Annotated in this window: 11 protein-coding genes; 7 read left to right on the top strand and 4 right to left on the bottom strand. The window is 68.9% G+C overall.

The genetic code is table 11. The features are described 5' to 3' along the window. Positions 1-47 precede the first annotated feature (47 nt). A complete protein-coding gene (gene glgC / locus D3869_RS08700) occupies positions 48-1,319 on the top strand; it encodes a glucose-1-phosphate adenylyltransferase (RefSeq protein ID WP_137139718.1) in 1,272 nt (423 codons plus the stop codon). Between the two features lie 90 nt (positions 1,320-1,409). Then, on the top strand, positions 1,410-2,888 hold the full coding sequence (gene glgA / locus D3869_RS08695; protein ID WP_137140605.1) for a glycogen synthase GlgA: 1,479 nt from the start codon (positions 1,410-1,412) through the stop codon (positions 2,886-2,888). 22 nt (positions 2,889-2,910) lie between these two features. Here the strand turns inward: glgA and D3869_RS08690 are convergent, their stop codons facing one another. Then, positions 2,911-4,227: an FkbM family methyltransferase gene (locus D3869_RS08690; protein WP_175426425.1), complete on the bottom strand. Its 1,317-nt coding sequence runs from the start codon at positions 4,225-4,227 to the stop codon at positions 2,911-2,913. A 277-nt stretch (positions 4,228-4,504) separates the two neighbouring features. Here D3869_RS08690 and lepA point away from each other — a divergent pair, with 277 nt between their 5' ends. After that, entirely contained in the window at positions 4,505-6,307 is a 1,803-nt protein-coding gene (lepA, locus tag D3869_RS08685) for a translation elongation factor 4 (RefSeq protein WP_094301531.1), read from the top strand. Positions 6,308-6,456: 149 nt separating this feature from the next. Beyond that, positions 6,457-7,185 (top strand): hypothetical protein, encoded by a 729-nt coding sequence (locus D3869_RS08680; RefSeq protein WP_247895774.1) that lies wholly within the window; start codon positions 6,457-6,459, stop codon positions 7,183-7,185. Positions 7,186-7,193: 8 nt separating this feature from the next. Here the strand turns inward: D3869_RS08680 and D3869_RS33025 are convergent, their stop codons facing one another. Continuing rightward, the gene (locus D3869_RS33025) at positions 7,194-7,364 is read right to left on the bottom strand and encodes a hypothetical protein (RefSeq protein WP_175426424.1); all 171 of its coding nucleotides are present in this window, start codon (positions 7,362-7,364) and stop codon (positions 7,194-7,196) included. A 144-nt stretch (positions 7,365-7,508) separates the two neighbouring features. Here D3869_RS33025 and D3869_RS08675 point away from each other — a divergent pair, with 144 nt between their 5' ends. From D3869_RS08675 to D3869_RS08665, 3 genes are all read left to right on the top strand, one after another. Further along, the gene (locus D3869_RS08675; RefSeq protein WP_137139716.1) at positions 7,509-8,393 is read left to right on the top strand and encodes a LysR substrate-binding domain-containing protein; all 885 of its coding nucleotides are present in this window, start codon (positions 7,509-7,511) and stop codon (positions 8,391-8,393) included. A 105-nt stretch (positions 8,394-8,498) separates the two neighbouring features. Next, positions 8,499-9,458, top strand: coding sequence for an SH3 domain-containing protein (locus D3869_RS08670; protein WP_137139715.1), 960 nt, complete (start codon positions 8,499-8,501; stop codon positions 9,456-9,458). A gap of 159 nt (positions 9,459-9,617) precedes the next feature. Then, on the top strand, positions 9,618-11,204 hold the full coding sequence (locus D3869_RS08665; RefSeq protein ID WP_137139714.1) for a DUF3369 domain-containing protein: 1,587 nt from the start codon (positions 9,618-9,620) through the stop codon (positions 11,202-11,204). A 28-nt stretch (positions 11,205-11,232) separates the two neighbouring features. Here the strand turns inward: D3869_RS08665 and D3869_RS08660 are convergent, their stop codons facing one another. Together D3869_RS08660 and pheT are read right to left on the bottom strand one after the other, a co-directional pair. After that, the gene (locus D3869_RS08660; protein WP_247895598.1) at positions 11,233-11,742 is read right to left on the bottom strand and encodes a response regulator; all 510 of its coding nucleotides are present in this window, start codon (positions 11,740-11,742) and stop codon (positions 11,233-11,235) included. Between the two features lie 511 nt (positions 11,743-12,253). Further along, positions 12,254-14,650, bottom strand: a complete 2,397-nt coding sequence (pheT, locus tag D3869_RS08655) for a phenylalanine--tRNA ligase subunit beta (protein WP_137139713.1) — start codon at positions 14,648-14,650, stop codon at positions 12,254-12,256. Between the last annotated feature and the right edge of the window lie 8 nt (positions 14,651-14,658).

Raw genomic sequence — 14,658 nt, 5'->3', positions numbered from 1 at the left:
GCTTCCGGATGGCCGACAGCAAAAAAGAGAACCGAAAGGGGAGACACATGCTCGACAAACGGGATCTGCGGCTGGCGCCGCGCCGCGCCGTGGCCCTCGTCCTGGCCGGCGGCCGGGGCAGCCGGCTGAAGCAGCTGACCGACCGTCGCGCCAAGCCGGCCACCTATTTCGGCGGCAAGTTCCGGATCATCGACTTCGCGCTGTCGAACTGCATCAATTCCGGCTTCCGCCGCATCGGCGTGCTGACGCAGTACAAGTCGCACAGCCTGCTCCGCCACCTGCAGCGCGGCTGGAACTTCTTCCGCGGCGAGATGAACGAGTTCTGCGACCTGCTGCCGGCCCAGCAGCGCATCAGCGAGACCGCCTGGTACCAGGGCACCGCCGACGCGGTGTACCAGAACCTGGACATCCTGCGCGACCACGAGCCGGAATACATCCTGATCCTCGCCGGCGACCACATCTACAAGATGGATTACGGCGCGCTGCTGCTCGACCACATCGCCAAGAAGGCCGATGTGACGATCCCCTGCATCCAGGTGCCGCGCCCCCTGGCCACCGGCTTCGGCGTCATGCATGTGGACGAGACGCAGCGCGTCATCGACTTCGTCGAGAAGCCCGCCGACCCGCCGCCGATGCCGGGCAATCCGGACAAGTCGCTGGCCAGCATGGGCATCTACGTCTTCAACGCGCAGTTCCTCTACGACCAGCTGGAGCGCGACTTCAACGATCCCGGCTCGTCCCGCGACTTCGGCAAGGACATTATCCCGCATCTGGTGACGAGCGGGGCGCGGGTGATGGCCCACGACTTCGCCGACTCGGCCATCCTGAACGGCCACGAGTCCGAGCCCTACTGGCGCGACGTCGGCACCATCGACGCCTATTGGGAGGCCAACCTCGACCTCTGCCACGTCACGCCGCAGCTCAACATGTACGACCGCGAGTGGCCGATCTTCACCTACCAGGAGCAGCTTCCCCCGGCGAAGTTCGTCTTCGACGACGAGAACCGGCGCGGCATGGCGGTGGACAGCCTGGTGTCGGGCGGCTGCATCATCTCCGGCTCGCTGGTGAAGAACTCGCTGCTGTTCAGCGAGGTGCGCGTCAACTCCTTCAGCGAGCTGCACCAGGCGGTGGTCCTGCCGGACTGCGACATCGGCCGCCACTGCCGCCTGACCAAGGTGGTGATCGACCGCGGCGTGGTGATCCCCGAGGGGCTGGTCGTCGGCGAGGACCCGGAGCTGGACGCCAAGCGCTTCTACCGCAGTGAGGGCGGCGTCTGCCTGATCACCCAGGACATGATCGACCGTCTGCCCAAGGACTGACCCCTCCCACCGCCCCCTTTGCCCCCTTCGCCCCCACGGGGCGAGGGGGCGGTGAGCAAGACCAAGAAGAAACCGAAAGACCCCGCCTCCATGCGCGTCCTGTTCGTCACGCCGGAATGCTACCCCCTGGTGAAGACCGGCGGGCTGGCCGATGTCTCCGCCGCCCTGCCCCCCGCCCTGAACCGCGCCGGAGCCGAGGTCCGCCTGCTGCTGCCCGGCTATCCGGCGGTGCTGAACGGGCTCACCGACCTGCAGCCGGTCGGCAAGCCCCTGACTGATCTGCCCGGCGGCGCCCCGGCGACGCTGCGGATCGGACGGATGCCGGACGGGGTGCTGGCCTATGTGCTGGACGCGCCGGCGCTCTACGACCGGCCCGGCAACCCCTATCTGGGGCCGGACGGCAAGGACTGGCCGGACAACGCGGAACGCTTCGCCGCCCTGTCCTGGTGCGCGGCGGGCTTCGCGGCGGAGGACGGCCTCGACCCCTGGTGGCGTCCCGACGTGCTGCACGGGCACGACTGGCAGACCGGCCTGATCCCGGCCTATCTGGAGCTGCGCCCCGACCGCTTCGCCGGGCCGTTCCGGCCGGGCACGGTGACGACGATCCACAACATCGCCTACCAGGGCCTGTTCGGCGCCTGGATGATGAGCGATCTCGGCCTGCCGTCGGCCGCCTTCCGGATCGACGGCGTGGAGTATTACGGCGGCGTCGGCTTCCTCAAGGCCGGCTGCTTCTACTCCGACCGCCTGACCACGGTCAGCCCGACCTACGCCCACGAGATCCAGACGGCGGAGCACGGCGCGGGCCTGGAAGGGCTGCTCGCCACGCGGGCCGAGGCGCTGACCGGCATCCTCAACGGCGTGGACTACGAGATCTGGGACCCCGCCGCCGACCCGCACATCGCCGCCCGCTACGGCGCCGCGGACCTCGGCGGCAAGGACCTGTGCAAGGCCGACCTCCAGGCGACCTTCGGCCTGGACCGCCGGGCGGACGCCCCGCTGGCCGCGGTGGTCAGCCGCCTGACCGGCCACAAGGGGCTGGACCTGGTGCTGGAGGCGGCGTCGCAGTGGATCGCCTGGGGTGGCCAGCTCGCCGTTCTCGGCAGCGGCGAACCGGCGCTGGAGGCCGGCTTCCGCCACCTCGCCACCTGGTACCCGAAGTCGGTCGGCGTGCGCATCGGCTACGACGAGGCGCTGTCCCACCGCATCCAGGCCGGCGCCGACCTGTTCCTGGTGCCGTCGCGGTCGGAGCCCTGCGGCCTGACCCAGATGTACGCGCTGAAGTACGGCACCCTGCCGCTGGTCCGCCGCACCGGGGGCTTGGCCGACACCATCGTGGACGCCAACCCGGCGGCGGTGAACGACGGCAGCGCGACGGGCTTCCAGTTCGTCAATGCCAACGCCCAGGAGCTGACCTGGGCGCTGCGCCGCGCCGCCGCCCTCTACCGCAAGCCGGAGCGCTGGCACGTCCTGCAGCAGCACGCGATGACCCGCGACTTCGGCTGGCACGGCCCGGCAGAGGAATACATGGAGCTTTACCGCGCGGTGGCGCCGGTGTTGGTGGCGTAAGGCCGCCCTTTTCCCATCGGCATCACGCCGGCATGGCCACGTAGTTTGAGGCGTTGACGTACCGGAACTCCTCGGCGATGCGGTAGCCGTTCTGTCCGGCCCAGTCGAGGAAGGCGTCCTTGTTGGCGTTCATGACCTCGATGAACAGGATAGGCTGGTGGCGCGCGATGGTCGCCTGCGCGCCCATCAGCGCCTCCATCTCCATGCCCTCGACGTTGATCTTGATGAAGTCCACGCGCTCCTGGACGAGATCGTCGATGGGGTGGACGGCGACGCGCCCGCCCTCCGCCGGGACCAGCCGCGCCGCCCCCAAATTGGCCTCGTCGGCGACGCTGAGGTCGAAGAAACCAGGGCGGTCCCCGACGCCGCACTCCAGGAAGGTGATCATCGCCGGGTCGAGCCGGTTGATCTCCGCGTTCTTCTTCAGGAAATGCATGGCCGCCGGGTTGGGCTCGACCGCGATGATGCGGCGCGGCGCCATGAACAGACCATAGTAGACAACGTGGTTCCCGACATTGGCGCCGATCTCCAGGATCGACGATCCGGCGGGCACGAGCCCCCGCAGATAGTTCAGCTCCTCCTGTTCGAAGAACACGCGGCGCAGGTAATGGCGGTGGATCAGGTCGAACGGGTTGGCGATGGCGAAGCCGACCTTCACGCCGGAGACCACGAAGTTGATCACGATGGGGTGGTTGCGGAAGAAGTCGCCGAACACCCGCGTCACCGCGTGGCGCCACCGTCCACCGTCCGCCGAGCGCGGCCCGGTGGAGTGGGCCCCGCGCCGGTTGATGAAGAGCGGTTGCCCGATCTTGCAGCATTTGTGCGTCCGCCAGAGCTCCAGGTAGTATTTGAAGTCCTCGCCGGTATCCATGGCCTCGTCAAACGGGATGGATCGCGCGACGCGCGCGCGGACGAAATGCCCCATCTGCAGCGTCAGATACGGGTCGTTCAGCAGGATGTCGGTCAGAAGGGTGGTCGCCCCCACCTGCTTTTCCCGCAACGCCACCGCGTCCGACCCGTACCACTGCTCGGCGATCATTCCGAACACGGCGTCGAAGTCCGCGACATGGGTTCGAACCGCCGCAAAGCCGTTCCGGTCCATCAAATCGTCGGCGTCCAGGAAGAACACCCACTCCGCACCATGCTGGATGGCGTGCTCGACACCGAAGTTCCGGCACTTCGAACGGCCGATCGCGCCGTCCGGGTCGGGGATGCGCAGGATCATCACGTCCGAAAAGGGGCCTTGGTCGGCGCGGAACGCCGCCTCGACGGAGGCCGCCGCCTCTTCGGACAAGCCGTCGTGCCCCGGCCCGACCGGGATGATCACCGCGCATTTCATGAATGATCCCCCGAGGGCACGCTTCGCGCCGCCATAGTCCATGGCTGGCGCGGGACGGTAAAGGGAAAAGGCCGGGCGCCGCATCGTGCCCCGGGCGGCCCCGCCCCTGACCGGCGCGCGGCATGGTTGTCGCGCGGCGGACCATGGGAGGGGGTGTGAGGGGAGCCGCCCTGCGAGCCGCGACCAACATTGGTCAAAGCGGCACCGTCGCCCTTCTCCATTGCGCGCATCGTCCGTCCGCCCTATGTTCCGCCCCAAACCAGGGCTCCGGGCACCGATGACTGACCTTTCGCACATCCGCAATTTCTCGATCATCGCGCACATCGACCACGGCAAGTCGACCCTTGCCGACCGGCTGATCCAGCAGTGCGGCGGCCTCGATTCGCGCGAGATGCGCGAACAGGTGCTCGACAGCATGGACATCGAGCGCGAGCGCGGCATCACCATCAAGGCGCAGACCGTCCGCCTGCTCTACAAGGCCAAGGACGGGCAGCAGTACACGCTGAACCTGATGGACACGCCGGGCCACGTCGACTTCGCCTACGAGGTCAGCCGCAGCCTCGCCGCCTGCGAGGGCTCGATCCTGGTGGTGGACGCCTCGCAGGGTGTGGAGGCGCAGACGCTCGCCAACGTCTATCAGGCGATCGACAACAACCACGAGATCATCCCGGTCCTGAACAAGATCGACCTGCCGGCGGCGGAGCCCGACCGCGTGAAGCAGCAGATCGAGGACGTGATCGGCCTGGACGCCACCGACGCCGTGGAGATTTCGGCCAAGACCGGCCTGAACATCGACGCCGTGCTGGAAGCCGTGGTGCAGCGCCTGCCCGCGCCCAAGGGCAACGCCGACGGCGAGTTGAAGGCCCTGCTGGTCGATTCCTGGTACGACCCGTATCTCGGCGTGGTCATTCTGGTGCGCGTGGTGGACGGGCGGCTGAAGGTCGGCCAGAAGGTCCGCTTCATGTCCACCGGCAGCGCGCACGAGGTCGACCGCGTCGGCGTCTTCACCCCGAAGGCGCTGCTGACCGGCGAGCTGGGGCCGGGCGAGATGGGCTTCATCACCGCCGCCATCAAGGACATCACGCTGACCAAGGTCGGCGACACCATCACCGAGGACCGCCGCCCGGCGGCCGAGCCGCTGGCCGGCTTCAAGCCCTCCATCCCCGTGGTGTGGTGCGGCCTGTTCCCGGTGGACGCCGCCGACTTCGAGCGGCTGCGCGATTCCCTGGGCAAGCTGAAGCTGAACGACGCGAGCTTCCATTACGAGGCCGAGACATCGGCGGCGCTGGGCTTCGGCTTCCGCTGCGGCTTCCTCGGCCTGCTGCATCTGGAGATCATCCAGGAGCGGCTGGAGCGCGAGTTCAACCTGGACCTGATCACCACGGCGCCGTCGGTGGTCTACAAGCTGTACATGACCGACGGCACGGTGATGGATCTGCACAACCCGGCGGACATGCCGGATGTGATGAAGATCGACCGCATCGACGAGCCGTGGATCAAGGCCACCATCATGCTGCCCGACGAGTATCTGGGCGGCATCCTTCAGCTCTGCACCGAGCGGCGCGGCCAGCAGATCGAGCTGACCTACGCCGGTGCGCGCGCCATGCTGGTCTACCGCCTGCCGCTGAACGAGGTGGTCTTCGACTTCTATGACCGTCTGAAGTCGATCAGCCGCGGCTACGCCAGCTTCGACTACCAGATGGACAGCTACGAGGAAGGCGACCTCGTGAAGATGTCGATCCTGGTGAACGCCGAGCCGGTGGACGCCCTGTCGATGATCGTCCACCGCTCCCAGTCGGAGCGGCGCGGCCGCCAGCTCTGCGAGCGGCTGAAGGAACTGATCCCGCGCCAGCTCTTCAAGATCGCCGTGCAGGCGGCCATCGGCGGCAAGATCATCGCCCGCGAGAGCATCGGCGCGCTGCGCAAGGACGTGACGGCCAAGTGCTACGGCGGCGACATCAGCCGCAAGCGCAAGCTGCTGGACAAGCAGAAGGAAGGCAAGAAGCGCATGCGCCAGTTCGGCCAAGTCGAAATCCCGCAGAGCGCCTTCATCGCCGCCCTCAAGATGGGCGACGAGTGAGCCACGGTTTCGCGGTGATGTGATGGAAAGCGGGTCCGGAAAGGCCCGCTTTCTTTTTGTCCACGCATCCCGGAGCCCACAAAAAGTCGAATGACTCGCCGCGCGGAATCGCCTATCACCCGGTCAGGCTTCCAAACGGATGATGTCCCGTGACACGCACTGTCATGTTTGGCCTGCCCGCCGCGGCCCTGGTCGCCGGCATTCTCGCAGGCTGCACCCCGAACTACTCCCCGAACACCTACGCCGCCACCGCGACCCAGCAGGCGAACAAGGTGGAGCGGGCGGTCGTCATCGGGTTCCGTCAGGTCAAGATCAGCACCAGCGGCACCGTCGGCGCCGTCACCGGCGGGGCCGCGGGCGGCGTGCTCGGTTCGCAGTCCGGCACCTTCGGCATCAACTCGGCGCTGGGCGCGGTCGGCGGCACGGCCATCGGCGGGCTGATCGGCACCTCGATCGAGCATGTGACCGGCGACACCACGGGCTGGGAATACATCGTCCGCAAGCCGGACGGCGAGCTTCTGTCGGTCACCCAGCGGGAAGAGAAGCCCATCGAGATCGGGCAGAAGGTGCTGGTCATCGCCGGCAGCCAGGCCCGCATCGTCGCCGACTATTCCACGGACCCGGAGCCCGCTCCCGCCCCGAAGGACGTGGCGAAAGACGCCCCGAAGGACACCAAGCCCGCCGAGGCGATCGAGGCGAAAGAGCTTCCCGCCCCGCCTCCGGCGGAGACACCTGCCGAGGCCCCGGCGGCTTCGACTCCCGACAGCGGCGGACCGGCGCCCATCCGCCTCACCCCGCCAGCAACCCCGGCTCCCGAGCCGGTGCCGGCGGCCGAGGCCCCGGCGGATAAGCCCGCCGACGGCACGCCCGCCACCTGACCCGGCCCTCACGCCACCAGGATCGTCAGCAGCAGCACCGGCAGAGCCGGCATCCGCGGCAGCCGGAAGCGCCACGGCGACGGCGCTGCCGCCGTCACCGTCATCGGGCGGCGCTTCTCCTCGCGGTCCAGCCGTCCGGCCTCCAGCACCACCGTCGTCATCGCGTCGAACACGCCCATCGCTCCGTCCTCCCAAGATCGGAGGGCACCCTGCGCCCGCGCGAAAAATCTTGGAAACGAATAGGCTTTATGAGGTTCATCACAGATCGTGATGGTCCTTCCGCGCGTTGAACCCGCGCGCCCCCTCTGCTTGAATGCGTGACCATGCCGGCCAACCTCGACACCGACCTTCTGCGCGCCTTCGTCGCCGTCGCCGACGCGCGCAGCTTCACCCGTGCCGGCGACACGCTGGGCCGCACCCAGGCCGCCGTCAGCCAGCAGGTCCGCCGGCTGGAGGAGGTGGTGGGCACCCGCGTCTTCCAGCGCGACACCAAGAGCGTCCATCTGACCCGGGAGGGCGAGCTTCTGCTGACCTACGCCCGGCGGATGCTGACCCTGAACGACGAGGTTCTGGCCCTGATGCGCCGGCCCGCCTCGATCGCCAGCGTGCGCATCGGCACGCCGGACGATTACGCCACGATGCTGCTGCCCGGCGTGCTCGCCCGCTTCGCCGCCGCCTACCCCGACGTGCCGGTGGAGGTGATCTGCGACAACAGCCCCGATCTGGTGGCGGAGATCGACAAGGGCCGCTACGACCTCGCTCTGGTCACCCGCCACCCCGACAGCCGCAGCGGCGAACTGGTGCGGCGGGAGCCGGTGGCCTGGGTCGCCCCGCCGCGCCCCGCCGCGCCCGATTCCATCCCCATCGAGCGCGAGGACCCGCTGCCGCTGGCGCTGTTCCCCAAGGGCTGCGTGGTGCGCGACCTCGCCGTCGCGGCTCTGGAGGGCATCGGGCGCGGCTGGCGCGTCGCCTTCATCAGCAAGAGCGTGGTGGCGGTGCACGGCGCCGTGCTCGGCGGGCTCGGCGTCACCGCCATGGAGGAATGCACCGTTCCGCACAGCCTGCGCCGGCTGACCGCGGCGGACGGCTTCCCCGACCTGCCGGACATCGACATCGCGCTGCACCGCGCCCCCGGCATGGCCGCCAAGCCGGTCCGCCTGCTGGCCGAGGCGATCCACGATCTGGTGGGCGGGAATCGGGCGGCCTGACCGACCGTGCCGCTCCGTGACATCCGTCCCGGCGCGCACGCGCCGGGTTGCCCCGGCGGGCCGGACCGATGCAAAATGGCCCTTCCTCCAAAGGGGCCGACCGCCGTGCGCACGCGTTCCACCACCGCCTTCCGCGCCCTGGCGCTGCGGCTGATCCTGGCCGCGGCGACGATGTGGTTCGCCACGGACGCCGCCCTGGCGCAGAGTCCCGTCGCCATCGGCGCGCCGCTGACCGGCGAGGTGGTCCTCAACCGCGACATCGAGGTGCGCATCGGCCCCAACGCCGACGCCCGCATCATCCAGACCCTGCCGCGCGGCAAGGCGCTGAACGCGCTGGGCACGCCCCGCGGCACCAGTTGGACGGAGGTCGCCATCGGCGGCCAGCCCATCGGCTATGTGCCCTCCGATTCGCTGGACCCGGCGCTGATGGTCTCGCGCTCCATCACCGCCGCCATGGGCGCCACCGCCGCCGGGGCCAACGCCGGCGGGTCGCCCCCCGCAACCGGCAAGCCGCCGGTCATCCACCGCAGCGCCGCCGTGGTGCCGCGCAGCGCGTGGGAGATCGCCGCCCAGGTGCCGGCCCAGGGCTATGTCGTCGCGGCGGACGCCATCAAAGCGACGGAGATCCTCGACAACAAGAAGCGGCGCAGCTTCACCCTGCGCAAGGGCGACGTGGTCAGCCTGATCGATTCCGCGAACGGGCGGGTGACGCTGGGCATGCCCGGCCGGACGCGGGCGGTCGCCACCGCCGAGGGGCTGATCGGGGTGGTCGCCCCCTACCCGCTGCCCGGCATGCCGCCGATCGAGCCGGGGGCGCTGTTCGCCGCGCGGCTCGGCGAGTATGTCAGCCACGCCGAGGGGCTGCGCGCCTGGCAGGAGTTCACCTACGGCCCTGGAACGGCCTACCGCGACCTGCCGCCGATGGTCTGGCCGGTCTTCCGCGGCGCCCGCACCACCTACCAGATGGGCGTCGGCCCCTTCACCCGGACGCAGGTGGACAACGTCTGCGGCGCGCTGGCGCAGCGTTCCATGGACTGCTGGGTGATCGAGCTGGAGACCTTCTGACCCCCGGCGGCGCCGTCCGCCAAGCGGCAGCAACTCGCCGCACCCGGTAAATTGCTGAGCTTTTTCGACGAAAATGCATCGATCGTGGTGGTAGGCGGGCGCGTCCGTGCCATGTTAATCTTTCTTACTCCCCCGCCCGCTCCGCCCCAGGCTTTGCCCATGACCGACTCCGACGACGAGTTCCTTTTTCTGGACGACCAGGACGGCGACGGCAACGGCGAAACCGGGTCGCCGGTGACCGGGAACCGGTGGAAGATGATGATCGTGGACGACGAGCCGGAGGTGCATTCCATCACCAAGCTCGTCCTGGCCGATTTCGCCTACAAGGGCCGCTCCGCCCAGTTCATCTCCGCCTATTCCGCCGCGGAGGCGCGGACGATCCTGGCGCAGGAGGAGGACATCGCCATCATCCTGCTGGACGTGGTGATGGAGACCGACGACGCCGGGCTGCAGCTTGTCCACCACATCCGGGAGGAGCTGAAGAACCGCCACGTCCGCATCATCCTGCGCACCGGCCAGCCCGGCCAGGCGCCGGAGCGCGCGGTGATCCTCGACTACGACATCAACGACTACAAGGCCAAGACGCAGCTCACCGCCCAGCAGCTGTTCACCACCACGGTCGCCGCCCTGCGCTCCTACGAGGACATCATGGCGATCGAGATGAACCGGCGCGGGCTGGAGAAGATCATCGAGGCGTCGTCGTCGCTGTTCCAGGCGCGCTCCATGAAGCTGTTCGCCGCCGGGGTGCTGACGCAGCTCTCGGGCATCCTCGGCGTCGGGCCGGACGCCATCCTGTGCGTGCAGCGCGGCCCGGTCATCAACGGCGCGGCGGACGGGCTGTACGTCCTGGCCGGCTCCGGCCGGTTCGAGACGCTGATCGACGAGCCGGCGGCCAACCATGTCGAGCCCGCCGTTCTGGCGGAGGTGAAGCGCTGCCTGGAGTCGCGCAGCAACCGCTACGCCGCCGACCATTGCACGCTCTACATCCGGACGCCGAACGACCGCGAGAACGTGGTCTATCTCAGCTCCGACCGGCCGCTGTCGGACCTTGACCGCAACCTGATCGAGGTGTTCTGCCGCAAGATCTCCGTCGGCTTCGACAACCTGCACCTCTACGAGCAGCTGCGGCGCAGCCAGGAGCACACGGTCATCGCCATGGCCGATCTGGCCGAACGCGCCGGCCATCCCGGCGCGGAGGCCGAGACCGGCCCGCGCATCGCCCTGGTGACCGACCGCATCGCCCGCCGGCTGGCCGAAGAGGGGCGCTATCCCGCCGTCCTCGACACGGTGTTCCTGGAGTCGGTCGGTCTGGCCGCCATCCTCCACGACGTCGGCAACGCCACGCTGGACCCCGCCATTCTCGGCAAGACCGGGCCGCTGACCCCGGAGGAGCGGGCCGTCATGCAGGCCCACACCACCACGGGCTGGGATTTGCTGGACCGCGCGAGCCAGCGGTCCGACGGACGGACGCATCTGCATCTGGGGGCGGAGATCGCCCGGTCGCATCATGAGAATTGGGACGGCACCGGCTATCCCGACCGCCTGAAGGGCGACGCCATCCCGCTGAGCGCCCGCATCGTCGCGGTGGCCGACAGCTTCGACGCCATGACCCGCGACCGCCCCTACCGCAAGGCGCTGGACCACGACGTGGCGGTGGCCGAGATCCGCCGCCTGTCGGGCAGCCGGTTCGATCCGCTGGTGGTGGAGGCCTTCCTGTCGGTGTCCGGCAGCCTGCGCCGGGAATGAGGCGGACGCCCCATCCCCCCGGGCATCGTCAGCCGGCGCCGCTCATCAGCGTGTCCACCATGTCCTTCAGCGGACCGATCTGCACCGGCTTGTGCAGCAGCCGGCAGCCCAGGGCGGCGGCTTCGGCCTGACGTTCCGGCATCGTGTCGCCGGTCAGGATCAGGGCGGGCACCGGGGCGCCGACATGGGCGCGCACCATCTCCACCGCCTGGGCGCCCGTGCCTCCCGCCGGCAGGAAATGATCGGCCAGGACCAGCCCCGGACGGCCGGGGGCCTGCGGCAGCCGCTGCGCCAGTTCGTTCAGCGACAGGGCGGTCAGCACGTCGTAGCCCCAGGCCTCCAGAAGCAGCGCCAGCCCTTCCACGATCGACCGGTCGTCGTCCACGACAATGACCAGCCGGCTGGCTTCGGCCGGCGCTTCCCCATCGTCATCCTCGCGGCGGAGCGCGCCGCCGCCATTCACCGAACCATTGCCGGCATCCCCGGTCATGGCGAGGACGGAGGCGGTTTTGGCGTGGTCGTTCGTTAAGCTCACCATCGGATTCTTCACCAGGTCTGAGGGCGACGGGGCCAGGGCGCCCCGCACCGTTTTTCCGCTGACCGCTTCAAAGAAGAATGAAAACTATTAAAAAAATCGAAATATCTGCCTAACAAACTTTTTGGAATGTCTGCCATGTATCGTGGAAAGAAAACATTCCATTTCTGAAATTTATAGGCAGCGATGCGCAGCATCGAGACAATACGGACGCATGTTTTGCAAACTTATGTTCATTCGCTTTATCTGATGGACAAACTCTATTCAACTCTGAAAAAGCGCATATGAGGCACGCACGGATGCGGTGCGGAAACCCATTCCAAGCAACGGACCGCAGCGTGCTCTGCGAATCCAAACATGTCGGGTCCGGAACAATCCTTTGAACTGTCCAGATCGGGAGCCGTTCCATCTGGACACCGAAAAACAATGGGCCTCCGCCTTGCGGCGGAGGCCCGAACTTTGTCTTACGAAATTGAGTTCTTCTTCGGTTTCGCAGCCTTTGGATGCGCACGCTTCAGGTGCGCAGGCTGCCCCCCGTCGCCTTGGCGACCGCGGCCACGATCTTCTGGCCGATGGCCTCGATCTCCGGCTCGGTCAGGGTGCGCTCGGTCGGCTGGAGCGTGACGGAGAGGGCGACGGACTTCTTGCCCTCCTCCAGATTCGCGCCCTGGTAGACGTCGAAGACCGTCACGTCCTTGACCAGCGCCTTGTCGGCGCCCTTGGCGGCGCGGATCAGCTTGTCGGCCTCGACATCCTTGCCGACGACGAAGGCGAAGTCGCGCTCCAGCGGCTGGAAGGGCGAGAGCTGGACCAGCGGACGCGCCGTGCCGCCCTTCTTCTTGGGCAGCGGGATGGCGTCGAGGAACACCTCGAAGCCGACCACCGGCCCCTTGACGCCCAGCGTGCCGAGCACGGTCGGGTGGATCTCGCCGAAGCGGGCCATCACCGTCGGGCCGAGGCGCAGCACGCCCGAGCGGCCGGGATGGTACCAGCCCGGCGCGTCGGTGGTGACCTGCAGGTTGGTCACCGGCGCCCCGGCGGCCTCCAGCACGGCCATCGCGTCGGCCTTGGCATCAAAGGCGTCGACGCCGCGGGCCTTCTCCGCCCAGTGGCGCGGCACCGCGTTGCCGGCGCGGATGCCGGCGGCCACGATGTCCTGCCCGTCCGGCGACGGCTTGCGGAAGGCCGGGCCGACCTCGAACAGGCCGGCGTCGGCGTAACCGCGGTCGGCGTTGCGCCCGGCGGCCTGGATCAGGTTGCCGAGAATGGACGGGCGCATCACGTCGAGGTCGGCGCTGATCGGGTTGACCAGCGTCAGCCCCTCGCCGACCCCGCCGAACAGCTCGGCCACGGGACCGGCCATGAAGGACCAGGTGACCGCTTCCGACAGGCCGCGGACGGCCAGCGTGCGCTTGGTCAGCCCGACGCGGCGCTGCTTGGTGGTCAGGGCCGGGCGGGTCAGCACGCTGTCGCGCGGCAGCGGGGTGGCCGGGATGGCGTCGAAGCCGTGGATGCGCAGCACCTCCTCCACCAGATCGGCCTCGCCGTGGATGTCGGCGCGCCAGGAGGGGGGGACGACGCGCAGGGTGCCGTCCGCATCCTCGCCGACGATCTCGCAGCCGAGATCGACCAGGATGCGGGTCTGCTCGTCGCGCGGCACCTCGACGCCGCCCAGGGCGGCGACTCGGCCCGGACGCAGCGTCAGGGTGCGGCGCCACTGCGGCTCCTCGCCGGCGATCACGAGGTCGGAGGCCTCGCCGCCGCAGATCTCCAGGATCAGGCGGGTGGCCCGCTCCATCCCCGACACGACCGCCGCCGGATCGACGCCGCGCTCCAGCCGGTAGCGGGCGTCCGACTCGATGCCCAGCTTGCGGCCGGTCTGCGCGGTGCGCACGGTGTCGAAGATCGCCGCCTCCAGGAAGACGTTGACCGTCGTCTCGGTGCAGCCCGACGCCTCGCCGCCGATGATGCCGCCCAGCGCCTCGGCCCGCTCATGATCGGCGATGACCGTCATGCTCGGGTCGAGCGGGTATTCCTTGCCGTTCAGCGCCGCCAGCGTCTCGCCCTCGCGGGCCATGCGGACGACGATGCCGCCCTTGACCTTGTCGGCGTCGAAGGCGTGCAGCGGGCGCGACAGGTCGAAGGTGATGAAGTTGGTGATGTCGACCAGCGCGGAGATCGGGCGCAGGCCGATGGCGACCAGCTTGTCGTGCAGCCACTTCGGCGACGGGCCGTTCTTCACGCCGCGGAAGTAGCGGCCGACATACATCGGGCAGGCGTCCGGCGCCTCGATGGTCACGCCGAACGGGCTGGCGAAGGCACCCTTCACCGGCTCCGCCGCCAGCGGCTTCAGCCGGCCCAGACCGGCGGCGGCGAGGTCGCGGGCGATGCCGCGCACCCCGGCGCAGTCGGCGCGGTCCGGCGTCAGGCTGATGTCGATGACCGGGTCACCCAGGCCGGCGTAGTCGGCGTAGGCGACACCGACCGGCGCGTCGTCCGGCAGCTCGATGATGCCGTTGTGCTCCTCCGACAGCTTCAGCTCGCGCTCGGAGCACATCATGCCGTTCGACTCGACGCCGCGGATGACGCCCTTCTTCAGCGTGATGTCGGAGCCGGGGATGTAGGCCCCCTCCGGCGCGAAGACGCCCTTCAGGCCGGCGCGCGCGTTGGGCGCGCCGCAGACGACCTGGAGCTTCTCGGTGCCGGTGTCGACGACCAGGACGCGCAGCTTGTCGGCGTCCGGGTGCTTCTCGGCGGAGACGACGTGGGCGACGCGGAAGGGCTTCAGCTCTTTCGAGCGGTCCTCCACCCCTTCGACCTCCAGGCCGAGGGCGGTCAGCTTCTCCACGATCTGGTCGAGCGTGGCGTCGGTCTCCAGATGGTCCTTCAGCCAGGACAGCGTGAACTTCATGGGTCCGG

The sequence above is a fragment of the Azospirillum brasilense genome, assembly GCF_005222205.1.
GTDB classification, from domain to species: domain Bacteria; phylum Pseudomonadota; class Alphaproteobacteria; order Azospirillales; family Azospirillaceae; genus Azospirillum; species Azospirillum brasilense_G.
The sequence above is the reverse complement of the archived record's forward strand: the minus strand, read 5'-3'. Positions and strand labels throughout refer to the sequence as shown.